The organism is Streptomyces sp. NPDC051921 (assembly GCF_040680975.1).
Classification (GTDB): Bacteria; Actinomycetota; Actinomycetes; order Streptomycetales; family Streptomycetaceae; genus Streptomyces.
In genome coordinates this window covers 1-20,406 of sequence record NZ_JBFAXU010000026.1, presented here as the reverse complement: position 1 = coordinate 20,406, position 20,406 = coordinate 1, and the positions used below count along the sequence as shown (strand labels likewise).

Annotated in this window: 20 protein-coding genes and 1 tRNA gene; 12 read left to right on the top strand and 9 right to left on the bottom strand. The window is 74.1% G+C overall.

Features of this window, described 5'->3' with window-relative positions; genetic code table 11:
* Positions 1-10 precede the first annotated feature (10 nt).
* Positions 11-1,666 carry an MFS transporter gene (locus tag AB0M16_RS29555; protein ID WP_365348456.1) on the top strand — a complete coding sequence of 552 codons (1,656 nt, stop codon included), beginning with the start codon at positions 11-13 and terminating at the stop codon, positions 1,664-1,666.
* Here AB0M16_RS29555 and AB0M16_RS29550 read toward each other — a convergent pair.
* From AB0M16_RS29550 to AB0M16_RS29540, 3 genes are read right to left on the bottom strand one after another with little or no spacing between them, the layout of a single operon-like run.
* The gene (locus AB0M16_RS29550) at positions 1,635-2,378 is read right to left on the bottom strand and encodes a carcinine hydrolase/isopenicillin-N N-acyltransferase family protein (RefSeq protein WP_365348280.1); all 744 of its coding nucleotides are present in this window, start codon (positions 2,376-2,378) and stop codon (positions 1,635-1,637) included. The genes AB0M16_RS29555 and AB0M16_RS29550 overlap by 32 nt on opposite strands.
* Positions 2,379-2,390: 12 nt before the next feature.
* The gene (locus tag AB0M16_RS29545) at positions 2,391-3,158 is read right to left on the bottom strand and encodes an NUDIX domain-containing protein (protein WP_365348278.1); all 768 of its coding nucleotides are present in this window, start codon (positions 3,156-3,158) and stop codon (positions 2,391-2,393) included.
* A 16-nt stretch (positions 3,159-3,174) separates the two neighbouring features.
* Positions 3,175-3,906, bottom strand: coding sequence for a hypothetical protein (locus AB0M16_RS29540; RefSeq protein WP_365348276.1), 732 nt, complete (start codon positions 3,904-3,906; stop codon positions 3,175-3,177).
* Positions 3,907-4,093: 187 nt separating this feature from the next.
* On the opposite strand from AB0M16_RS29540, the gene AB0M16_RS29535 reads away from it, so the two are divergent.
* Together AB0M16_RS29535 and AB0M16_RS29530 are read left to right on the top strand one after the other, a co-directional pair.
* On the top strand, positions 4,094-4,495 hold the full coding sequence (locus tag AB0M16_RS29535; RefSeq protein WP_365348274.1) for a nuclear transport factor 2 family protein: 402 nt from the start codon (positions 4,094-4,096) through the stop codon (positions 4,493-4,495).
* Positions 4,496-4,793: 298 nt separating this feature from the next.
* Positions 4,794-5,612, top strand: a complete 819-nt coding sequence (locus AB0M16_RS29530; RefSeq protein WP_365348272.1) for an arylamine N-acetyltransferase — start codon at positions 4,794-4,796, stop codon at positions 5,610-5,612.
* Positions 5,613-5,619: 7 nt separating this feature from the next.
* Here AB0M16_RS29530 and AB0M16_RS29525 read toward each other — a convergent pair whose 3' ends face one another.
* Positions 5,620-6,087, bottom strand: a complete 468-nt coding sequence (locus tag AB0M16_RS29525) for a hypothetical protein (protein WP_365348270.1) — start codon at positions 6,085-6,087, stop codon at positions 5,620-5,622.
* A 310-nt stretch (positions 6,088-6,397) separates the two neighbouring features.
* Here AB0M16_RS29525 and AB0M16_RS29520 point away from each other — a divergent pair, with 310 nt between their 5' ends.
* The 5 genes from AB0M16_RS29520 (at position 6,398) to AB0M16_RS29500 (ending at position 10,804) form a co-directional block, all read left to right on the top strand.
* Positions 6,398-6,727 carry a TfoX/Sxy family protein gene (locus tag AB0M16_RS29520; RefSeq protein ID WP_365348268.1) on the top strand — a complete coding sequence of 110 codons (330 nt, stop codon included), beginning with the start codon at positions 6,398-6,400 and terminating at the stop codon, positions 6,725-6,727.
* Positions 6,728-6,729: 2 nt separating this feature from the next.
* Entirely contained in the window at positions 6,730-7,695 is a 966-nt protein-coding gene (locus AB0M16_RS29515; RefSeq protein ID WP_365348266.1) for a glycosyl hydrolase, read from the top strand.
* A 120-nt stretch (positions 7,696-7,815) separates the two neighbouring features.
* A tRNA-Leu gene (locus tag AB0M16_RS29510) sits at positions 7,816-7,900 on the top strand.
* A gap of 564 nt (positions 7,901-8,464) precedes the next feature.
* Positions 8,465-10,129: a sigma-70 family RNA polymerase sigma factor gene (locus AB0M16_RS29505; RefSeq protein WP_365348264.1), complete on the top strand. Its 1,665-nt coding sequence runs from the start codon at positions 8,465-8,467 to the stop codon at positions 10,127-10,129.
* Positions 10,130-10,183: 54 nt separating this feature from the next.
* Positions 10,184-10,804 carry a DUF998 domain-containing protein gene (locus AB0M16_RS29500; RefSeq protein ID WP_365348262.1) on the top strand — a complete coding sequence of 207 codons (621 nt, stop codon included), beginning with the start codon at positions 10,184-10,186 and terminating at the stop codon, positions 10,802-10,804.
* A 19-nt stretch (positions 10,805-10,823) separates the two neighbouring features.
* Here the strand turns inward: AB0M16_RS29500 and AB0M16_RS29495 are convergent, their stop codons facing one another.
* A complete protein-coding gene (locus AB0M16_RS29495) occupies positions 10,824-11,642 on the bottom strand; it encodes an SDR family oxidoreductase (protein WP_365348260.1) in 819 nt (272 codons plus the stop codon).
* 194 nt (positions 11,643-11,836) lie between these two features.
* Here AB0M16_RS29495 and AB0M16_RS29490 point away from each other — a divergent pair, with 194 nt between their 5' ends.
* Positions 11,837-13,258, top strand: a complete 1,422-nt coding sequence (locus AB0M16_RS29490) for an amidase (protein ID WP_365348258.1) — start codon at positions 11,837-11,839, stop codon at positions 13,256-13,258.
* A gap of 15 nt (positions 13,259-13,273) precedes the next feature.
* Here the strand turns inward: AB0M16_RS29490 and AB0M16_RS29485 are convergent, their stop codons facing one another.
* Positions 13,274-13,498: a hypothetical protein gene (locus tag AB0M16_RS29485; RefSeq protein WP_365348256.1), complete on the bottom strand. Its 225-nt coding sequence runs from the start codon at positions 13,496-13,498 to the stop codon at positions 13,274-13,276.
* An 84-nt stretch (positions 13,499-13,582) separates the two neighbouring features.
* Positions 13,583-14,635 (bottom strand): alpha/beta hydrolase, encoded by a 1,053-nt coding sequence (locus AB0M16_RS29480; protein WP_365348254.1) that lies wholly within the window; start codon positions 14,633-14,635, stop codon positions 13,583-13,585.
* Positions 14,636-15,292: 657 nt separating this feature from the next.
* Between AB0M16_RS29480 and AB0M16_RS29475 the strand changes: the two genes are divergently transcribed.
* Positions 15,293-16,690, top strand: coding sequence for an APC family permease (locus AB0M16_RS29475; RefSeq protein ID WP_365348252.1), 1,398 nt, complete (start codon positions 15,293-15,295; stop codon positions 16,688-16,690).
* A gap of 77 nt (positions 16,691-16,767) precedes the next feature.
* Here the strand turns inward: AB0M16_RS29475 and AB0M16_RS29470 are convergent, their stop codons facing one another.
* A complete protein-coding gene (locus AB0M16_RS29470) occupies positions 16,768-18,252 on the bottom strand; it encodes an MFS transporter (protein ID WP_365348250.1) in 1,485 nt (494 codons plus the stop codon).
* Positions 18,253-18,387: 135 nt separating this feature from the next.
* Here AB0M16_RS29470 and AB0M16_RS29465 point away from each other — a divergent pair, with 135 nt between their 5' ends.
* Positions 18,388-18,828 (top strand): MarR family transcriptional regulator, encoded by a 441-nt coding sequence (locus tag AB0M16_RS29465; protein ID WP_365348248.1) that lies wholly within the window; start codon positions 18,388-18,390, stop codon positions 18,826-18,828.
* 468 nt (positions 18,829-19,296) lie between these two features.
* A complete protein-coding gene (locus tag AB0M16_RS29460; RefSeq protein WP_365348246.1) occupies positions 19,297-19,422 on the top strand; it encodes a hypothetical protein in 126 nt (41 codons plus the stop codon).
* A gap of 367 nt (positions 19,423-19,789) precedes the next feature.
* On the opposite strand, the gene AB0M16_RS29455 is transcribed toward AB0M16_RS29460, so the two are convergent.
* On the bottom strand, positions 19,790-20,224 hold the full coding sequence (locus AB0M16_RS29455; protein WP_365348244.1) for a YdeI/OmpD-associated family protein: 435 nt from the start codon (positions 20,222-20,224) through the stop codon (positions 19,790-19,792).
* Between the last annotated feature and the right edge of the window lie 182 nt (positions 20,225-20,406).

Here is a 20,406-nt window from a genome sequence, read left to right as displayed (position 1 = left end):
CGCGCCTCCGGTGCAGGACGCCCCGCCCGCCGTTCCGGCGCAGGCCGATCCCCGGATCGCGCTCGCCGGGCGACAGCAGCACGTGCCGCCGCCGCCCGGCTACGCGCCCACCGCGCCCGCGTACGGTGCCCCGGGGCAGGGCTTCGGTCCGCCGCTCGGCGGGACGCCGGTGCCCGGCGGCGTGTGGTCCGGGGCCACCACCCCGGCCGACCTCCCGCACGGCGCCACCGCCCCGGACCCCCGCCGGTGGTGGGGACTCGGGGTGGCCGTCCTGGTGCAGCTGCTCGTGGTGACGCAGGCATCCGTCCTCAACCAGGTCGTGCCGCACGTCCAGGCCGATCTGGGTCTCGCTCCCGACGCGGTGAACTGGATGTTCACGGCCTACGCCGTCGGACTCGGCGCCCTGGCCCTGTTCGGCGGGCACCTCTCCGACCTCGTCGGCCGCAGGCGGACCCTGGTCATCGGCCTGTCGGGGTTCGCGGTGGCCGCCGTGCTGGCCGGCTCGGCGCCCGCGCCGGCCCTGCTGATCGCGGCCTGGCTCCTCCAGGGCGTCTGCGCCGCGCTGCTCACGCCCGCCGCGCTCTCCCTGGTGGCCGGTGGCTTCACCGACCCCAAGGAGCGCCGCACGGCCTTCGGTGTCTTCGCGGGCGTCGTCGGCGGTGGCAGCGCCCTCGGGATCCTCCTCGGCGGAACGCTGTCGCAGCTGCTCTCCTGGCGCATGGCGCTCTACGGCGGGCTCCCCCTCGCCGTCGTCGCCCTGATCGTCACCCTGGCGAAGGTGTCCGCGCCCGCAGGGCCGAGTGGCGCCCGCTTCGACCCGGCCGGCGCGGTGCTGAGCACGCTCGGCCTCGGCGCCCTCGTCCACGGACTCGGCCGGGTCGGCGACCAGGGCTGGGCCGCCCCCACGATCCTGGTGCCCTGCGTGGTCGGGCTCGCGCTGGTCATCGCCTTCCTCGCGTCGCAGAGCAGGACATCGAGCGCGCTGCTCCCGGTCCATGCGCTCAAGGAGCCCCGCCGGGCCGGCTCGTTCGTCGTCATGGCCCTGCTGGGCCTCGGCATGTTCGCCCTGTACGGGGCGGTGTCCTTCCGCCTGCCGTACGTGCTCGGCCAGTCCCCCGTCGCGACCGGCCTGAGCGTGCTTCCGCTGGCCGTCGCCGCGATCCTGGCGGCGACGCTGGTCGCCGCCAGGGCGGCCTCGCCCGCCGCGCCCCGGATCCTGGTCGTGACGGGGGCGGCCTTGACGGGCGCCGGGCTGCTCGCCCTCGCGCTCGCCCCGGTGGGCGGCGCCTATCTCCCGTTCGTGCTGCCCGCCCTGCTGCTCACCGGCTGCGGCACCGGCCTCGCCTTCCCGCCGCTGTACGACCTCGCCACCGGCGCCCCGGCCGGCCGGCCGCTCGCCGGAACCGGAGGCGCAGCGGGGGCGGTCGCGGGCGTCGGGCAGCTGGGCGCCGCGAGCGGCGCGGCCGTCTTCGGCACGGCGATCACCGCCCCGTGGAACGACGGCGGGTCGTCCGAGGGCTCCGACTGGGGCTTGGGCCGCCTGCTCGACGCGTACACCACCAGCCTGTGGTTCGGCGCCGGGGCCGCGCTGCTCGCGGCCCTCGTCGGCGGCCTGGCCCTCAAGGAGCCGCGGGTCACGCCCGGAGCGGGATCCAGGGTCGGGTGAGCTGTTCGGCGGGGGTGCCGTCGAGCACCCGCGCGGCGCGGGCGGCCGGGTCGAGGACCACCGTGGCGAGGCTCGCCCAGCGCCGCCCCAGCGGCGCGGTCGGGTCGGGGACGCAGGTCACGGGTGGTTCACCCGGCCCCGTGACCAGTGCCTGCGGCAGCCCGTCCGCGGTGACCGCCCCGGCCCCGGTCCCTGCCCCGGTCCCTGCCCCGGTCCCGGACCCGGCCCCGGTCCCTGCCCCGGCCCCGGTCCCGGCCCCGGTTCCGGCCCCCGCGCGGGTCAGGCGCTCGCGGAGGAAGTCGAAGCGATCGCCGGAGTCGGGCTGGTAGAGCCAGGCCTTCTCGCGCGCCGCCGGGACCTCGGTCAGGAAGTGGTTGGTGCGCAGGTGCGTGCCCTCGGCCACCCGGGGCGCCTCGAAGACGCCCACCGGGCTCAGGTCGAGCAGGACGGCGCTCTCGGTGTCGAAGAGCATGAAGGAACCGGACGAGGCGAGCGGCGCCGACTCGACGATCTCCCGCGCGTGGGCGACGCTGCCGGCCTCCTCCAGGACGAGAGCCGCGAGCACGTGCACGGGGATGCCGCCGACCCGGTCGTCCGCGTGCCCGAGGATGTTGAAGTGCGGGGCGAGCCCCGCGCGTGCCGAGCGGGCGGTGCTGCGGAGGCTTCCGTGCGACGGGTCACTTCCCCCGCCTCGTCGTCCCCGCGGGCGCACCCGGTCCCGCCGTCATCGACGGCCGTCGGCCCGGTCCCCGCGGGTGAAGTGGTGGTCGAGCAGGCGGGGAAGGTAGTCGGCGCACCGGTCGAGGAGGGGGTCCGGCAGGTCCGGTGCGGCCACGAAGGCGATCGCGTCGAGTTCCGGCCCGGCGCCGTACGCGGACTCCGCGGCGGCGAGACGGGCGTGGTGACGGCGTACCAGCGCGGCGGGCACGGGCGGCGCCAGGAAGTGGAAGCCGAGGCTGCCGAAGCGGGTGCCGCGGGTCAGCGCCCGCAGCCGCAGCGCCGACTCGGGCGTGCGGACGCCGAGTTCCTCGGCCAGCTCCCGGGCGGCGTGGGCGCGGAGCACCGACAGGTCCAGGGGCTGTCCGTCCGGCGGTGGCTCCGCCGCTCCGCCCGGCAGGGTCCAGCGGCCGGGCGCGGCGGTGGTGCGGGAGCCGCGGCCCACTGCCAGGCCGTCCTCGGTGGGCAGCAGCACCGTCACGAAGACGGACCCCGGGACCTCCGCGGCCGGGCGGATCCGGCGCAGTTCCCGGTGCCGGTAGGTCGTCCTGGCCCACCGTACCGAGGTGTGGCCGGGCGCCGGCCGGTCGATGCCCAGGCTCGCCACGAGCGGGCCGTCGAACGTCTCCGGGTTGCGGGCCGTCGTCCGAGCCCAGAGGCGGTCCACCGCACGGCCCTCCTCGGGGGTGAGCGACGGTGGCGGATGCTCGACGAAGTCGACCCGGTCCGCGTCCTCGAACTCGACGGCGGGTAGGGGTACGTGGTGGTGGGTCATGGCGTGTCCCGGCCCGTCACTCCGCCGTCTCCCACGCCGTCGTCAGGCCCTCCAGCCACGCGGGCGGGAGCTCCGCCGCGTCCCACTCCTCGCGCAGGGGGTCCGGTGTCGTGGTGAGGCGTTCCAGGACGGCGATGCTGGTGGGGGAGTGGAGCAGGGAGTAGCGGCCGTGGATGGCGATCGGGCTGCCAGGGCCGTACTCCGCGTACATCCGCTCCACCCGGTCGCGGTGCGTCGTGGCGAACCGCGTGAGCCGGCCCGCGTAGCCGGCCCGCTGACGGGAGCTCATCGTGCCGAGGACGGCGGTGAGGACCTGCTCGGAGACCTCGGGGTCGAGGTCGGAGACGGTGGTGAAGGAGAGGTAGAGCGGCAGGACCACCACCTTCGCCCGCTCCAGCTCCATCCGGCCGACCGGCGTGCGTGGTGCCGCGTCGGCGGTCGGCGCTTCGGAGCCGACCGCCCCGCTCAGGGTCCGCTCGGCGAGGGCGCCGAGCTCGTCGGCGACCGCGCCCGCGCCGTCGAGCCAGCCTGACGTGTAGGGCTCGCCCTTCTCGCCGGGGGCGCTCCGCGCGAGGGCGTCCAGCTGGTGGTGGGCGAGGGTGAGGGCCCCCGCCTCGACGAGCCCGATGAGCTCCTCGGTGTCGCCCGTGTAGACCCCGGCCCGGGCGAGGAGCTGGACGAGGGTCTTCTTCGCGTTGAGGACGTCGGCCTCGTCCAGCCGCTGCCGGCCTTCCTCGGTGGCGTTCATGGGTCCTCCTTCTCGCAAGTGCCGCGCCGCCGTGAGCCTACGTGCCGGGAGCGCCCGCTCGTGGCCGGGCGCACGAGAAATCCCACGCCGGGGGGCGCCTGCGCCCGAAGAACCCTGGACATCACCCCACCCCCGCCCTACCCTCCTCATCACCTATTCAATAAATTGAGTAATACGAGGATGGATCATGCACCCGTTCCGTCAGGCCGTCGAGGCCCGAGACGAGGCCGCCATCGAGGCGCTGCTCGCCGATGACGTCGTCTTCACCAGCCCGGTCGCCTTCAAGCCGTACCCCGGCAAGGCCATCACCGCGGCGATCCTCCGGGGCGTGATGCGCGTCTTCGAGGACTTCACGTACGTCCGCGAGATCGCGAACCCGGACGGCCGCGACCACGCGCTGGTCTTCACCGCGACCGTCGACGGGCGGCAGATCCAGGGCTGCGACTTCCTCCACTTCGACGAGGAGGGCCGGATCGACGACTTCACCGTCATGGTCCGCCCGCTCTCCGCCGCCCAGGCCCTCGCGGCGGCCATGGGCGCCCAGTTCGACCGGATCGCGCGGGAGGCCGGAGAAGCGGCCGGGGCCTGAGGGCGACCCGCTTCGACGCGGCGTCTTCCGGCCCGAGCCGGCCTGCGGGGCGGGCGCCGGGGAGTCCGAGGCCCACGGGCCCCCGGCGGCCCGGGGGCTGGCCGCTCAGGGGCCGGACAAGGGCGCCGGTCGCGCAGGGCCGTCCTCCCCCAGGTGGGCCGGGGCAGCCGCGGCGCGACGACCTGGTCGACCAACTGCCCGTCCCACCGGGCCGGGCCGGAAGTCGTAGGTCCCGACCGGCCCCGGATGGGGCGTCAGGCCGAGGCGAGGCACCGCGACGGGTGCGTACGGTGGGGCCATGAGCATCGACCTCCACGCCTATCTCGCCCGCATCGGACGGCCCGGGGAGCCGCGCCCCACCCTGGACGTGCTGCGGTCCGTCCACCGTGCGCACATGGAAGGCATCCCCTTCGAGAACCTGGACCCCGTCCTCGGCAGTGCGCCCTCCCTCGCCCTGCCCGACCTGGAGGCCAAGCTCGTCCACGGCGAACGCGGAGGCTACTGCTACGAGCACAACACCCTTCTCGCGGCCGCCCTCACCGCCATAGGATTCCGCGTCACCCTGCTCACCGCGCGCGTGCTGGTCGGGGCGAAGCCGGGGGAGATCCGGCCCCGTACGCACATGCTGATGCTGACCGAGGTGCCGGGCGAGCCCGTGCCGTACGTCACCGACGTCGGCTTCGGCAGCATCGGCGCGCTCCTGGAGCCGATCCCGCTGACCGCCGGCGTCGAACTGCACGACGCCCCGCGCCGCCACCGACTCGTGCGCGGGCCGCACGAGGGGCCGTTGGAGCTGTGGAAGCTCCAGACGTACCTGGTGGCGCAGGGGGAGTGGGAGGACCAGTACTCCTTCACGGTCGAGCCGTTCCAGGCGCCCGACTACGAGGTCATCAACTGGCACATCGCCACCAACCCGCGCTCCCCGTTCGCCCGCGTCGTCTACGTCCAGCGCACCGCTGCCGACGCGCATCTGGCCCTCACCGGACGCCGGTTCACGGAGACGGCCGTCGACGGCTCCAGGGCGGAACGGGACCTCGCGGACGCCGACGAGGTCCTGAAGGTCCTGCGGGACGACTTCGGGATCCGTCTCCCCGAAGGCACCCGCCTGCCCGAGTGACGGACCTTCAGGGGGCGCCGCCGTCACAGGACGGGACGGCGGCCGGCTCCCACGGCACGGCCACGACCTGGACGTCGTCCTCGTAGACGATCCGCCCCGGGTCCGGCGACTCGATCCGTACGCACGGCACGCCGTGGGCGGCGAGCAGGTCCAGATAGCCGGGGATCCGGTCGAGCAGATGCGTGGCCGTGGGCTTGAACCAGGCCACGGCTCCGGGGTGGAGCGCGTCGTCGTAGACGGTCGGGTCGGTGGCGGACGGGTCGGGGTACGCGGCGTCGTACCAGTCGTTCGCGGACCGCCAGAAGCGGTACTGCTCCTCGCTGAGCCGCCCCTCCCTGGCCAGCGTGTTGGCCAGGGCGAAGATCCCCGGGAAATGTCCTCGTGGGCTGCGCACCGTTCCCTGGAAGCGCACGAAGGGTGCGGCGCCCGCCGGAGCGGGGCTCGACGGCTGCGCGGTGCGGGGCGTCGACGGCATCGCAGCAGTATGGCAAACGGGAGACGCGGCGGAGGAGGACGGGGAACGGGGAACGGGGGTGGTCGTACCTGCGCCCGGAGGAGTTCGTACCCCGGGGGCGTGCCTGTGGCCGGGGGAGTTCGTACCCCGGGGGCGTGCCTGTGGCAGGGGGAGTTCGTACCCGCACCTGGGGGAGGTCCTACCCGCGACGGGGGGGCGTACCCGCGCCCGGGCGTCCGGAGTGGCGGCCCCGGGTGGTGTTGGCCAGACTCGGAGCACCACACCCCGCCCCGCGGCGCCCCCCGCCACGGCGATGACCACGAGGACGTCCATGGCATTCGACGAGGGTCTCGCGGAGCGGATCCGCGTTCATCTCTCCGGGGACCCGGCGTGCACGGAGCAGCGCATGTTCGGCGGGATCGCGTTCCTGTGCGCCGGGAACATGGCCGTGGGCGTGACCGGGGAGGACCTGATGGTCCGGGTCGGACCGGACGCCACCGAGGACGCTCTCGCCCGGCCGGGGGCGCGGCTGTTCGACATGACGGGACGTCCGATGCGGGGGTGGGTCGTGGTGGACGCCGCCGCCGTTGCCGAGGACGCCGCGCTCGCCGACTGGATCGACCGGGGCCGGGCCTTCGCGGCGGGCCTGCCGCCCAAGTAGTCATGACGCCCGGCGGCCGGATCGGTGCGATCGGTGTGGTCGTGGCGCTGCTCGCCGTCGCCCAGCTCCTCGCGTGCCCCCGCGTCCCCGAGGACGCGAAGGCCGGCCCCCGCCCGGACACGGCGAACGGCGCCTTCATCGGCTCGGGGGCGGAGGGCATCGCCAGGGTGCCGGCCTTCGAGAAGTGGTGGGGGCGCGGGCGGCTGACCGCGGGGCGCACCTATCTGCCGGGCGACGACTGGGAGAGCATCGAAGGACCGCCGGAGTTCCTGCGCCCGTGGGGAGTCTGGCGAGGGGCCCGCGCCGACCGCCTCGTCGTCCTCAACGTTCCCATGTTCGACCGCAGCGAGGCCCACCTTCCCGACGCCGAGGTCGCCGAGCTCCTGGCGGCCGGCGCGAGCGGCCGGTACGACGCCCACTTCGCGGTCCTGGCCGGGCGCCTCGTCGAGGCGGGCCTCGCCGACAGCGTGCTCGTCCTGGGCTGGGAGATGAACGGCATCACCTTCACCCACCGCTGCCACCCCGACCCGGCCGGCTGGCGCGCCTACTGGCAGCGCATCGTGCGCGCGATGCGCGCGGTCGAGGGCCAGCGCTTCCGCTTCGACTTCGCGCCCAACCGCGGCCGGGACGCCGTGCCGTGGACCGAGTGCTATCCGGGGGACGCGTTCGTCGACGTCATCGGCATGGACGCCTACGACCACCCCGCCGGCATGAGCTTCCGCCGGCAGGTCGAGGAGCCCTACGGGCTGCGTGACCAGGTGGAGTTCGCCGCGCGGCACCGCAAGCCGGTCTCGTACCCGGAGTGGGGGCTCTACCGGAACGGTGACAACCCCACGTACATGCGGGGCATGCTCGACTGGTTCCGCGAGCACCGGCCGCTCTACCAGTCCCTGTCGGACTACTGTCCCCACGGCGTGTGGCTCTGCGCCGGGCACGGCCGGAGCGCCGAGGTCTACCGGGGCCGCTGAGGACGTGCCCCCTGCGGGCTGCCCACCTCGCTGACCACGGGAAACGTGGTGAACAGCAGCTCGAATCCCTGGTAGATTGATCCCTGTCGCCGCGGGCAGCCCCGCGGAGGACGACACCCTGTCCGGGTGGCGGAATGGCAGACGCGCTAGCTTGAGGTGCTAGTGCCCTTTATCGGGCGTGGGGGTTCAAGTCCCCCCTCGGACACGACAGGTTCACCAGCGACGTGGTGGTCGGGCGCAGCCCCGGCCACCACGTCGTGTTTCCGGCCCTCGCCGAAGCCGCCCGGCGCCGCGCGGACGCCTCACCGCGCGCCGAGCGGCGGGGCGGGCGCTCGGAAGCGACCGAGCGCGAGCGGTGCGCGCACGGGCCCCTCCGTACGCGCGTGCCGCAGCCACACGTAGGCGACCGGCTGCGACCGGTTCCACTCAGGCGGCCGGGCCGCCGTCGGCGCGTACGAGCCCGGCGCCCACGTAGCAGTCCTGTCCGGGCGCCCTGCGCCGTCCCGCCCCCGTCCGACTCGGCTGTTTCGGCGTCCCCGCCCGGCCGACCCGCGCACCGCCGGCCGCGTCCAGGGCCGCTTCGGCCGACGGGCCGTGCCGGCGGGACGACGGTCCATGTCTTTTCGTGCCACTTGTCGGTTTCTGTCCCGCCCATGGAGGGAGGCCCTCGAAAACGTCTTCGGCGATTTTCCGTTATCGTGCGCCGACTCCTCGGTCTCCCAGGTGTTGGGCATCGGCAACAGGCAGGACGAACAGCATGGCGCAGGGGATGGCACCACCGAACGGCACGGAGCTGGTCAGGGCCGCGCAGCGCGGCGACGCGGAGGCTCAGGACCGGCTCGTCACCGCCTGGCTGCCGCTCGTCTACAACATCGTGGGCCGGGCCATGAACGGGCACCACGATGTGGACGACGTCGTCCAGGAGACCATGCTGCGGGCGCTCGACGGGCTCGGCGGGCTGCGCTCCCCGGACAGCTTCCGGTCCTGGCTCGTCGCCATCGCCATGAACACCCTGCGCACCCACTGGCACCGGCAGCAGGTCGGCCAGGTCACCGGTGTCCTCGACGACGCGCGGGACCTGGCCCAGCCGGGCGCCGACTTCGTCGACCTCACGGTCGCCCGACTGCAGCTGTCCGGCCAGCGGCGCGAGACCGCCGAGGCCACCCGCTGGATGGAGCCCGAGGACGCCGCCCTGCTCTCCCTGTGGTGGCTGGAGTGCGCCGGCGAGCTGACCCGCCACGAGGTCGCGGCCGCCCTCGAACTGTCGCCGCAGCACACCGCCGTCCGCGTCCAGCGCATGAAGGAGCGCCTGGACACCTCACGTCTGGTCGTCCGGGCCCTGTCCGCCCGGCCGCTGTGCCCCACCCTCGGATCCGGGCTCGGCACCTGGGACGGGCGCCCCTCCGCGCTGTGGCGCAAGCGCATAGCCCGGCACGCCCACGCCTGCCCGCACTGCGCCGGACTCTCGTACAACCTCGTGCCCGCCGAGGGGCTGCTCGTCGGGCTGCTCCTCGTCCCTCCGGCGGCGCTGCTGCTCACCAGCGTCCGCGAGAGCGCCGGACTCGCGCCGGAACTCGCCGCCCACGCCGCGAACGCCGCCACCACCGCGCCGCGCGCCGCCGCGCCCCGGCCGGGCTCCGCGCGGGCCCGGCACGCCGCGGCGCCGGGCGGGCAGCCCGCGGCGCCGGGCGCCCGGGGGGCCCGCCGCAAGGAGCAGCAGCGCAAGCGCGGGCGCCGCCGGGCCGTGGCCGCCGCGGGCATCGCGGTGGTGGCCGTCGCCGGCGGGACGTTCCATTTCCTCACCGGTCCCGAGGGCGGCGGCCCGGACACCGTCGACGTGACGCAGGCGGCCGCACCCGAGACCACGGGCGTCGGCACGCAGGCGCAGACCACCACGACCTCGCCCACCGCGACCCCGTCCCCCACCGCGAGCCGCTCCGCGCGGCCGAGCCGCCCGCCCAGGCCGACGCCCACCCGGACGACCACGAAGCCCGCCCCGCCGCGCACCACGACGCCCGCGCCCCGCCCGAAGCCGACCGGCACCGGCTCGGGGGACACGTCCGACTCCCGCGAGGTGATCGACCTGGTCAACTCCGAGCGGGCACGCGCCGGCTGCGGACCCCTGACCGAGAACTCCCTGCTGACCCGGGCCGCGCAGGGCCACTCCGACGACATGGCCGCCCGCGACTTCTTCGACCACACCAACCCCGACGGCGACGGGCCCGGCGAGCGCGTCACCGCGGCCGGGTACCGCTGGTCGACGTACGGCGAGAACATCGCGAAGGGCCAGCGCACCCCGGCCGAGGTGATGGACTCCTGGATGAACAGCCCCGGCCACCGGGCGAACATCCTCAACTGCGCCTTCCGCGAGATCGGCATCGGCATCCACACCTCCGGCGGCCCCTACTGGACGCAGGTCTTCGGCGCTCAGTGAGCCCGCGCGGCGTGCTGCGTCGCCGTCCTTGGATCACCCGCCTACGGTGATCCGATGCGAGACGTTCCGATGTGGGCCCTCGTGCCGTCGGGCTGCGCCCCCGTGGTGCTGGTCGGCGGCTGGACGACCGCGGCCGCGCTCCAGGGGCCGTCCTACGACGCCGTCCGGCAGACGATCAGCGTCCTCGCGGCCTACGGTGCCGCCGGGTTCTGGGTGATGACCGGTGCGCTGCTCGCCCTGGGCGTCTGCCACCTGAGCACCGCCTGGGGGCTGCGCGCGGCCGCCCCCGCGGGTCGCGCGGCACTGGCCGCCGGGGGACTGGCCGCCCTGGTCGTGGCGCTGTTCCCCACCCCCGCGAGCGGCGGTTCGCTGCGGCACGGCTCCATCGCCGCCACGGGCTTCGCCCTGCTCGCCCTGTGGCCGGTGATGGCCACGGCGCGCGGTGCCCGCCGGCCCGCCCCGTGGGCGCTGCGGCGCGGGCCCGCCCTCGTGGCGACGGGGTCCATGGGTGTCGCGGCGCTGTGGTTCGTCTTCGAGGCCGACGGCCGGGGCGCCGCGGGCGTCGCCGAGCGCCTGGTGACCTGCATGCAGTCGCTGTGGCCGCTGGTCGTGGTCGTCTCCTGCCTGTGGGACCAGCGCGGCCGCGCGGACGAGGAGCCGCGCCGGGCGCCGTAGGGACCGGGGGGCGGGAGCGTCAGGCCTGCGGTACGCGCGGCTCCATGCGGAACTCGAAGCCCAGCGTGCCCGGGTCCAGGGCGGTCGCGCCGCCGTCGATCGTGAGAACCGCGCCGTTGACGAAGGACGCGGCGGGCGAGAGGAGCCAGGCGATCGCCTCGGCCACCTCGCGCGGCTCGCCGGGCCGCCCGGCCGGCAGCACCCGGGTGACCTCCTCGTACGCGGCCTCGATCCCGCCCTCGCCGAGGCCCGCCTCCTCGGCGAACCGGTTCATCCGCCGGTCCGCCATGTCGGTGCGCACCCAGCTCGGGCACACGGTGTTGGCACGCAGTCCGGCGCTCCCGTAGTCGACGGCGAGCGAGCGGCACAGCTGGAGCAGCGCGGCCTTGGAGGTGGCGTAGGCGGCGTTGCCGACTCCGTTGCGCAGCGCGGAGACCGAGGCGACCGCGACCACCGCCCCGCGGGCGTCGAGGAGGTGGGGAAGCGCGGCGCGCAACAGGTGGAACGGCCCGGTGAGGTTGGTCCGCATGACCGCGTCCCAGTCCTCCAGGGTCACCTCGCCCACCCCGCCGCCGCGGCCGATACCGGCGTTGAGGACGAGGCCGTCGAGCCGTCCGTACGCGTCGAGGGCCGCGTCGACCAGGGCGCGTACGGCGTCGGGCTCGCCGATGTCCGAGGGGACGGCCAGCGCGCCGGTCTCCGCGGCGACCACGTGCAGGGGTTCGGGCCGGCGTCCGGAGACCACCACCCGGTGCCCCGCCTCCGTCAGCAGCCGGGCGGTCGCGGCTCCGATACCGGTCCCGCCGCCGGTCACGAGGTACACGCAATGCTCCGTCATGCTGGTCGAGCCTCCCCTGGGTCGCCGGTCACGCGTGGCCGGCCCACGGCGGGCGATCGTGGTCCGCGATTCGCTCCGCCGATCTCTGGTGATCCTCGGTGATCATAGGAAGCGCGCGAACCCCTCGCGTGTTACTTGGCGGTAGGCAATGATGGAGGTCCACCATCCACACGGCGGCGGGGGCTGAGACAGCGGTGACGACTTCCGAGGAACGGACGAGGGTGCACGCCTTCCGGGACGACGCCCTGGCAGAGCACGACGCCGTGGGGCTCGCCGCGGCGATCCGGCGCCGCGAGGTCGGCGCCGCCGAGGCCGCCCGGGCCGCGGCGGAGCGCGTACGGGCGGTCGAGGACCGGCTCCACGCCGTGCAGGTGCACCGCGACGCGCCGGCGCCGTACGAGGAGGGACCGGCGGACGGTCCGCTCGCCGGTGTGCCCACCTTCGTCAAGGACAACACCGACTACCGCGGACTGCCCACCGGCCACGGCAGCGCCGCCTTCACGCCCCGGGCGGCACGCCGGCACGCGCCCTTCGCCCGGCAGTTCCTCAGCAGCGGAGTCACGGTGCTCGGCAAGACCCGGCTGCCCGAGTTCGGCTTCAGCCCCACCACGGAGTACGAGGACGCCGAGCCGGTGCGCAACCCGTGGAACACGGGCCACTCGGCGGGCGGTTCGTCCGGCGGCAGCGCGGCGCTCGTCGCCGCCGGCGCGGTGCCCATCGCGCACGCCAACGACGGCGGCGGCTCCATCCGGATCCCCGCCGCCTGCTGCGGACTCGTCGGCCTCAAGCCGACCCGCGGCCGGGTCGTCCGCAACGCGCAGAGCCGTCAACTCCCCCTCGACCTCGTCACCGACGGCGTCGTGAGCCGCTCCGTACGGGACACCGCAGCCTTCCTCGCCGCCGCCGAGACGCACTGGCGCAACCCGAAGCTGCCGCCCCTCGGCCTGGTCGAGGGCCCCTCGCAGCGGCGGCTGCGGATCGGACTCCTGCTGGACTCGCCGAACGGCGTGCGTTCCGACGCCGCCACCCGTGCGGCGGTCACGGAGACGGCGAAGACGCTGGAAGGACTCGGCCACACGGTCCAGCCGGTGGAACTGTCGATCGACCCCCGCTTCACCGACGACTTCCTCACCTACTGGGGCATGCTGTCGTTCCTCCTCGGCGCCACGGGCCGCACCCTCGGCACGGACTTCGACCGGCACCGCATGGACGGTCTCAGCCGGGGCCTGCGCGAGACGTACCTGGAGAACTGGCGGCGCACCCCGGGCGTGGTGCGCCGGCTGAAGCGCACGACGGAGGCCTACGCGGCGGGCTTCCGCGGGCTCGACCTGATCCTGTCGCCCGTGCTCGCCCACACCACGCCGGAGCTCGGCCGGCTCAACCCGAACGTCCCCTACGCGACGCTGGTCGAGCGGATCCTCGCGTACGTCGCGTTCACCCCGGTCAACAACGTGGTCGGCACCCCGTCCCTGTCGCTGCCGGCGGCGAGCGCAACGGAGGACGGGCTGCCGATCGGCGTCATGTTCTCCGCCCGGCCCGGTCACGAACGGACGCTCCTGGAGGTCGCGTTCGCGCTGGAGGCGGAGCAGCCCTTCCGGCGGATCCAGGACGTGTGACCGTCCGCCACCCGGTCACGGGCGGAGCCGCCGCCGGGCCGGCAGCGACTCCGCGACGACGAGCGCGCCGAAGGCCGGGACGGAGCCGCCCCGGGCCGGCAGCGACTTCGCGACGACGAGCGCGCCCAAGGCCGGGACGGAGCCGCCGATCACCCGCAGGGCCGTCCCGGCGGCGTCCACGAGCGCCCCGACGACCACGGGAGCGCGCTCGGGCGGGGTGACGGCCAGGGCCTGGGCCACGGTGTGCGGATCGTGGCCCGCCCGGACGTCGGCGTCAGCGCCCCGGCGACGCGCGCCGGTGCGTCACGGACCCGGCGGGCCGGGTCAGTGCGCGCTCAGGGCCAGGCGGAGCGCTCCCGCGGCCTCGGCGGTGGCCTCGCGGAAGCGGCGGCCGATCCCCAGGAAGTTGACGAAGCCGTGGACGAGGTCCGGCTGGCGGCTGAGCGCGACCGTCACGCCGGCCTCGGACAGGCGGCGCGCGTAGGCCTCGCCCTCGTCGCGGAGCGGGTCGAAGCCCGCGGTGGCGATGTAGGCGGGCGGCAGGCCGGTCAGGTCGTCGGCCAGCAGCGGGGAGAGGCGGGCGTCCGTACGGTCCACGCCCGGCGGCGCGTAGTGGCCGGAGAACCAGTCCATGTGCGCGCTGGTGAGGAAGAAGCCGTCGCCGAAGAGCTGCCGTGAGCGGCGGTGCCGGGACGCGTCGGTCGCGGGGTAGAACAGCAGCTGGAAGGCGGGTGCCGGGCCACCGCGCCGGGTCGCCAGCTGAGCGGTGACCGCGGCCAGGTTGCCGCCCGCGCTGTCCCCGCCGACGGCGATCCGGGCCGGGTCGGCGCCGAGGTCGCCGGCCTTGGCGTGGGCGAAGTCGAAGGCGGCGAGGGCGTCGTCGACGGCGGCGGGGAAGATGTGCTCCGGAGCCAGCCGGTATTCCACGGACAGCACGCGCACGCCCGCCCGCTGGGCGAGGAAGCGTGCCGTGTTGTCGTGACTCGCCCGGCTGCCGACCACCCAGCCCCCGCCGTGGAAGAAGACCAGCAGCCCTGACGGCCCGTCGAGCCCGGCCGGGGTGTACAGGGTCGCCGGCAGGTCGCCGTACTGCATGGGGATGGAGATCTCCCGCGCGGCCACCGGCTGGATCGGCGGGCCGCTCACCAGATGCCGCCCCAGGTCGAGGGCCGCCCGGGTGTGCGCGACCCCGTGCGGGCTGACCAGCGGGTCGCCGGCGAGCCGCTGCAGGCGCAGCAGCAACTGCGCGTCGAGGGCGAGCTCCTGGCCGTCCTTGCGCACGGGCGCGCCCGCGATCAGCCGTCGCAGCGGTCCGGGCAGCGCAAAGGCCCCCCGGACGACCGCTGCCTGGAGCCGGACCTGGAACGGCACCGTCATCGCGCCTCCCGAGGCGTGGTCATGGGGGAGTCCCGGTGCATTATCCGACCCGGTGGCGGCCGGTGGCGACAGGGCCGGCAGGTGACCACGCGGACGGAGGACGGGTGGTCCGGCCGGAGGAGCGAGGAGCGAGGAGCGAGGAGCGCGGAGCCGGTGCGGCATCGGGCGGGGCCGCTGCCGTACGGCACGCCCCCGTCTCCGCCGTACGGCTCGCCTCCCGGCGGCGGGATGCGCCGGCGGCGCAGCCTCCGCCGTACGGCTCGCCTCCCGGCGGCGGGAAGCGCCGGCCGCGCCGCCTCTCGTCCTCGCCGTCGGCCTCGGCGGGTCGGGTCTCGCCAGGTCGCGGGCCCTCGTGCCGAACGGTGGACCGGGGGACGACGCGAGGGGCGCGACGGGTAAAGCGCGGGAAAAGTCCTCCCTGGCCTGCTGCGGTTCCCGCACGCAGCGTTTTCCGGCTTCTTGGCGCGTTCTTGATGCCCTGCCGTCCCGTCGCGCTATGTCGGAACGACGGATTCCGCAGCAAGCGAGGCATTGACCTGCGGTTCTGCCCGGGCTTCCATTCAGGCCCGGGAGCCACGGAACCACCTGATCACCAGCCGCCACGGAGGCGATACCGCTCCCGCTCGGAACACCGCACGCACCGATCGGAACCGCCTGATGACCGACACCCTCAGCGCGCCGCACGCGCTGGCCCCTCAGACCGGCCCCGTGCCGCAGAAGCTCAAGCGCTCCATCGGTGTCGTGGGCGGCACCCTGCTCACGCTGTCGTGCGTGACGCCCGCCTCGACCCTCTTCGTGGTCGTACCGGACCTGTTCGGATCGGTCGGCACCTTCACCGCCCTGACCATCGCCATCGGCTCGCTGCTCTGTATCGGCGTGGCGTTCTGCTACTCCGAGCTGGGCACCCTGATCCCGAGCGCGGGCGGCGAGTACGCCATCGTCTCCACCCTCACGGGCCGGCTGGCCGGCTGGCTGGTCTTCGTGCTGTCCCTCCTGGTCGTGATGATCGTGCCACCGGTGATCGCCATGGGGACGGCCGACTACCTCGCGCCCCTGGTGCACATCCCGGCGCCCGTCGCGGGCGCCGGTGTCATGCTCCTCGCCACGCTCGCGGGTCTGCTCGACCTGCGGGCCAACGCCTGGATCACCGGAATCTTCCTCGTCCTCGAGGTCGTCGCGGCGGGCATCGTCGCGGTCCTGGGCTTCGCCCACTCGCAGCGCGGCGTGGGCGCGCTGGTGCACGGTGAGGTGGCTGCCGAGGAAGGCACGCACTCGCTCGTCACCGGCGCCCTGGTCGTCTCCGGCCTCGCCATCGCCCTCTTCGTCACGCAGGGCTTCTCTACGGCCGTCTACCTCTCCGAGGAGCTGGAGAACCCGCGCCGCAACGTGGCCCGCACGGTGCTCGCCACCCTGGCCATCTCCACCGCCGTCATCCTGGTTCCCGTCGTCGCCATCACCCTCGGCGCGGGCGACCTGGAGACGCTGACCGGCGGCGACATCAGCGGCATGATCACCGCCTGGTCCAACTCCGCCGTCGGCACCTTCATCAGCCTCTGCGTCGCGCTGGCCATCATCAACGCCGGCATCGTGATGGTCATCCAGAACTCCCGGGTGCTCTTCGCCTCCGCACGCGACAAGGCCTGGCCGGAGCCGGTCAACAACGCGCTGTCCCGCCTGGGCCGGTTCGGCTCCCCGTGGGTGGCCACCCTGGTCGTCGGCGTCCCCGGCGCGGCGCTGTGCTTCGTCAACCTCGACACCCTCTACGGCGTCACCGGCGTCTCCGTCACCGGCATGTACCTGCTGGTCGCGGTGGCGGCCCTGTCCAGCCGGCGGGGTGCCCACCGCGAGGTCGCGGCGTGGCGCATGCCGCTGTGGCCGGCCGTCCCGGTGCTGCTCATCGGCGTCCTCGCGTACGTCCTGTACATGCAGGACACCGAGTACCTGCTGTGGACCGGCGGCATCACGGCGATCGCCACCGTGTACTGGGCCGTGTACCTCCGGCCGCGCCAGGACACCCGCTGGCTGGTCAGCCTCCCCGAGGACGAGCAGGTCTGAGCGGTCCCTGAGCAGTGACCCGAGGGCCGGGGCGGTCTCCATCGCCCCGGCCCTCTCGCGTGTCCCCGCGGTCCGCGTCAGGCCGCCGGCTCGGCGGCCTTGGCGACGGCGGGGGCGTTCGCCACCGCGGCGGGGGCCTCCTGGCGGGTGCGCAGGCCGAACCGGGCGATGATCGCGACGAGGGCGAAGGCCACGGCGCCCACCCAGAACGTCAGGGTGAAGCCGGACTCGGCGGGCAGCGCCGGAACGCCGGCCGGCAGGTGCTCGATGGTCTGCGAGGCCAGGATCGTCGTCACCACGGCGCTGCCGATCGCGCTGCCGGTGGAGCGGGAGATCGAGTTGATGCCGTTGGCTATGCCGCTCTGGTGGTGCGGCACGCTCGCCATGATCACCGCGGGCATGGCCGCGTAGCCGAAGCTGACGGCCGCGCCGACGACCACGCCGGCGCCGATCACCGAAGCGGTGTGCCCGTGGTCCAGGGCGAGCCAGCCGAAGCCCACCGCGCCCAGGGCGGCCGCGAGGGCCAGGGCCGTACGCGGGCCGCGATGGCGGACGAGCTGGCCGCCGACGGGGGAGGCGAGCAGCGAGACGATGGCGCCGGGCAGCAGGAACTCCACCGAGGCGCGCAGGATGGACGCGCCGAAGCCGTAGCCGGTGAGGGCCTCGGGCATCTGGACCAGGTACGAGACGCCGAGGAAGTTGGCGAACATCCCGAAGCCGACCAGCACGCCGGCCAGGTTGGCCATCAGCACGGGGCGGTGCACGAACATGCGCATGTCGACGAGCGGCTCGCGGACCCTGAGCTCGGTGAAGACCCAGACGACGGTCATCACGGCGGCGCCGGCGAAGCTGCCGAGCGTACGGGCGGAGGTCCAGCCCCACTCGTGGCCCTGCGAGATGGGCAGGAGGAGCAGCAGCAGGGTGATGCCGAGGGTCAGGGCGCCCAGGAAGTCGGTGCGCCCGCCGGTCTTGTGGCGGGTCGCGGGGACCAGGAAGACCACCGCGAGCAGGGCGAGGGCGGCGAAGCCGGTCGCCATCCAGAAGGCGGAGCGGTAGTCGGCGTCCGAGCCGGAGGTGAGCAGGCCGGTGGCGACCAGCGCGAGGCCGCTGCCGAAGGCGAGGGTGCCGCTGACCAGCGACATGGCGCCGGGCAGCTTGTGCGGGCGGACCTCTTCGCGCAGTACGGACAGGGCGAGCGGGAAGATCGCGGTGGCGGCGCCCTGGAGGACGCGGCCGAGGATGAGGAGCGGGAGCGAGGTCGCGAGGGCCGCGACGACCGATCCGACGACCATCACGCCGAGCACGGCCACCAGGGTGGGCTTCTTGCCGTGCTGGTCGCCGAAACGACCGAGGAGCGGCGTGAACACGGCCGCGGACAGCAGCGTGGCGGTCGTCACCCAGCTGACGTTCGCGGTCGAGGTGCCGAGGTCGGCGCGGATGAGGCCGAGGATCGGGACCGGCAGGGTCTGCATCATCGACACGACCATGGCGGCCAGGCTGAGCGCGAAGACGATGGCCGTCTCGCGGCGCTGCCCGGTGGAGGGCGGAGTGGTGTTGCTCATCAGGGGCGGACCTTCTCGGTGCTTCAGGGCCTAGATGTTTGAGGTCATCAAGTACTCGGATGACAGTACGAGGAGATACTTAAGGCGGTCAAGTAAATAATTGATAATGTGAAGCACCTTGAGTACGCTCCAGGCATGAGCGCGACCACTCCGGAGACCCCGACCAAGCCGCAGCTCCTGGAGCTCCTCGCCGCCATCGGCACGGCCCAGTGGCGCGACTTCGCGGCCGCCGCCACCCGCCACGGACTCACCCCCACCCAGGCCAAGCTCCTGGCCCAGCTCGACGGCCCCCTTCCGATGCGCGCCCTGGCCGCGCTCCTGGTGTGCGACGCCTCCAACGTGACCGGGATCGTCGACCGTCTGGAGGGCCGCGGGCTCGTGCGCCGCGAGGCCGACCCCGCCGACCGCCGCGTGAAGAACGTGGTCGTGACGGACGAGGGTCGCGAGACCGTCCGGCGCCTCCGCGAAGAGATGCTGACCACCCACGGCGCCCTCGACACCCTCACCCCGGCCGAGAGCGGCACGCTCTACGCCCTCCTGGGGCGCCTGCGCCCGGGCATGGAGAAGACCGGCTGAGACCGGGGGCGCTCCGAGTCGCCGGCCGGTGCGGTGTGCGGGTCGGCACTGGTGGTCCCCGGCGGGGCGGCCGGGTTCCCTGGTCTCGCCGCGAGGGAACCGAACAAGCTCATCACGACCGTCGGCCCCCCGGCCCCTACGGTCCGGACGCCGCCTCCGCTACAAATCCCTGTCCACCACGTCGGCGAACACCTCAACTCGAGGGCCGGATCGGCACCTGGATCCCCGGCGTGGACTCCCGGGCCCGCACGGATGCCGACGTCCTCACCCTCGCGAACTCGCAGATCCGGCTTCTTTGCCCTCTGCGGGGGCTCATGCGGCGATCAACGGTTGGTCTGGACGGCGGTAGATCACTTCCGGAGCCCGAGAACGGCTTCTAACGGCCCTCAGAAGCGCCGACGTGCCGTCTGGGCCAAAGGTCCAGCCACCTATCGAGATCAATCTGGCGCCGATATCCCTCGTCGACGCGTGAGGACGGGCGAACTGCAGAGCGACGCTCTCGCCATGCCGTACTGGCGCGCCTTCCTGGAAGCCGCCGTGATGTGGCTCCAGGCCGGGGCCGAGCACCCGACCCGGGAACCGGCCATCGGGTGATCTCCCGCCTCGTCAGATACCGCGACAGGAGCAGGCGTGCGATGCCTGCTGGCGATCCGTTGCAGTCGTTCGTGATGGCCTCTCAAAGTGTCAGCCACTTGTCCCCCCAGGTGCCTGCCAACCAGAGTTCGACGCTAGTCGTCGGTGGCCGAGGGCGTAGCCGTTTCGCCGGAATGCGGCGGGCAGGGGAGCAGGCGGCGAGAAGAGCGCACAGCAGGTCCCACCATGCCGCGTTTCTTCCGCAAGGGTGTTACGAAGATTCTTTTGCTCCCGACGACCGTCGCGACAGATCGGGCCGCGACCGGGCGCGGAAGAGCACGGCTCCGCCCGGCGGTGTCATCGCCGGGCGGAGTCTCGTTTCGCGGGGTCAGCCCCGCAGGGTGGCGATGGCCTTCTCGATGCGCCGTCGGCGCGTCTCGGGCTTCTTCGCGCTCTCGACGGCGCGCACATGCTCGCGCTTGTGGCTGTGGGCGAGGTTGTCGTAGGCGGCGCGGGCGACCGGGTCGTCGTCCAGGGCCTGGGCGAAGTCCGCCGGCTCGACGACGACGCGCGGCTCGGTGTCGAGCTCCAGCTCGACCTCGACCTCGTCGCCGGTCGCGACTCCCGCGGCCTGCCGGTTGGCCTTGCTGAGACCGAGCAGGTGGCGGCCGCGCAGGAGGGCGACCCGGCTCTTCCAGGAATGCCCGTTGACCGTGATCGTCACCGGCGGCCGCGCGCCTCCGCCGAGCGCCGCCATCACCTCGGGCGGAACCTCCAGACCCCGCATGGGCTCAGGGGGTTCGACGAAGGTTCGAAACTTCATGGTCTTCTCCTGTTCGTCCTGCCGGTCCACCGCGGATCGCGCCCGCCCGGCCCCGCTCGCCGCTCCAGCAACACGCGCCGGGGGCAAGGCTATTCGGCGTAGGGCTGGTCGGTTCCCTGGGCGCTGTAGCCGAGGCTCCAGATGTAGCCGTCCGGGTCGGCGAAGGTGCCGCCGTAGCCTCC

What these genes read in the sequence shown, in the direction of transcription:
- AB0M16_RS29505 (WP_365348264.1), top strand. Translation starts at nt 8,465, where the DNA reads ATGGCACCACCGAACGGCACGGAGCTGGTCAGGGCCGCGCAGCGCGGC.
- AB0M16_RS29515 (WP_365348266.1), top strand. Translation starts at nt 6,730, where the DNA reads ATGACGCCCGGCGGCCGGATCGGTGCGATCGGTGTGGTCGTGGCGCTG.
- AB0M16_RS29470 (WP_365348250.1), bottom strand. Translation starts at nt 18,252, where the DNA reads ATGAGCAACACCACTCCGCCCTCCACCGGGCAGCGCCGCGAGACGGCC.
- AB0M16_RS29455 (WP_365348244.1), bottom strand. Translation starts at nt 20,224, where the DNA reads ATGAAGTTTCGAACCTTCGTCGAACCCCCTGAGCCCATGCGGGGTCTG.
- AB0M16_RS29540 (WP_365348276.1), bottom strand. Translation starts at nt 3,906, where the DNA reads ATGAACGCCACCGAGGAAGGCCGGCAGCGGCTGGACGAGGCCGACGTC.
- AB0M16_RS29495 (WP_365348260.1), bottom strand. Translation starts at nt 11,642, where the DNA reads ATGACGGAGCATTGCGTGTACCTCGTGACCGGCGGCGGGACCGGTATC.
- AB0M16_RS29530 (WP_365348272.1), top strand. Translation starts at nt 4,794, where the DNA reads ATGAGCATCGACCTCCACGCCTATCTCGCCCGCATCGGACGGCCCGGG.
- AB0M16_RS29520 (WP_365348268.1), top strand. Translation starts at nt 6,398, where the DNA reads ATGGCATTCGACGAGGGTCTCGCGGAGCGGATCCGCGTTCATCTCTCC.
- AB0M16_RS29545 (WP_365348278.1), bottom strand. Translation starts at nt 3,158, where the DNA reads ATGACCCACCACCACGTACCCCTACCCGCCGTCGAGTTCGAGGACGCG.
- AB0M16_RS29480 (WP_365348254.1), bottom strand. Translation starts at nt 14,635, where the DNA reads ATGACGGTGCCGTTCCAGGTCCGGCTCCAGGCAGCGGTCGTCCGGGGG.
- AB0M16_RS29535 (WP_365348274.1), top strand. Translation starts at nt 4,094, where the DNA reads ATGCACCCGTTCCGTCAGGCCGTCGAGGCCCGAGACGAGGCCGCCATC.
- AB0M16_RS29525 (WP_365348270.1), bottom strand. Translation starts at nt 6,087, where the DNA reads ATGCCGTCGACGCCCCGCACCGCGCAGCCGTCGAGCCCCGCTCCGGCG.
- AB0M16_RS29465 (WP_365348248.1), top strand. Translation starts at nt 18,388, where the DNA reads ATGAGCGCGACCACTCCGGAGACCCCGACCAAGCCGCAGCTCCTGGAG.
- AB0M16_RS29500 (WP_365348262.1), top strand. Translation starts at nt 10,184, where the DNA reads ATGCGAGACGTTCCGATGTGGGCCCTCGTGCCGTCGGGCTGCGCCCCC.
- AB0M16_RS29475 (WP_365348252.1), top strand. Translation starts at nt 15,293, where the DNA reads ATGACCGACACCCTCAGCGCGCCGCACGCGCTGGCCCCTCAGACCGGC.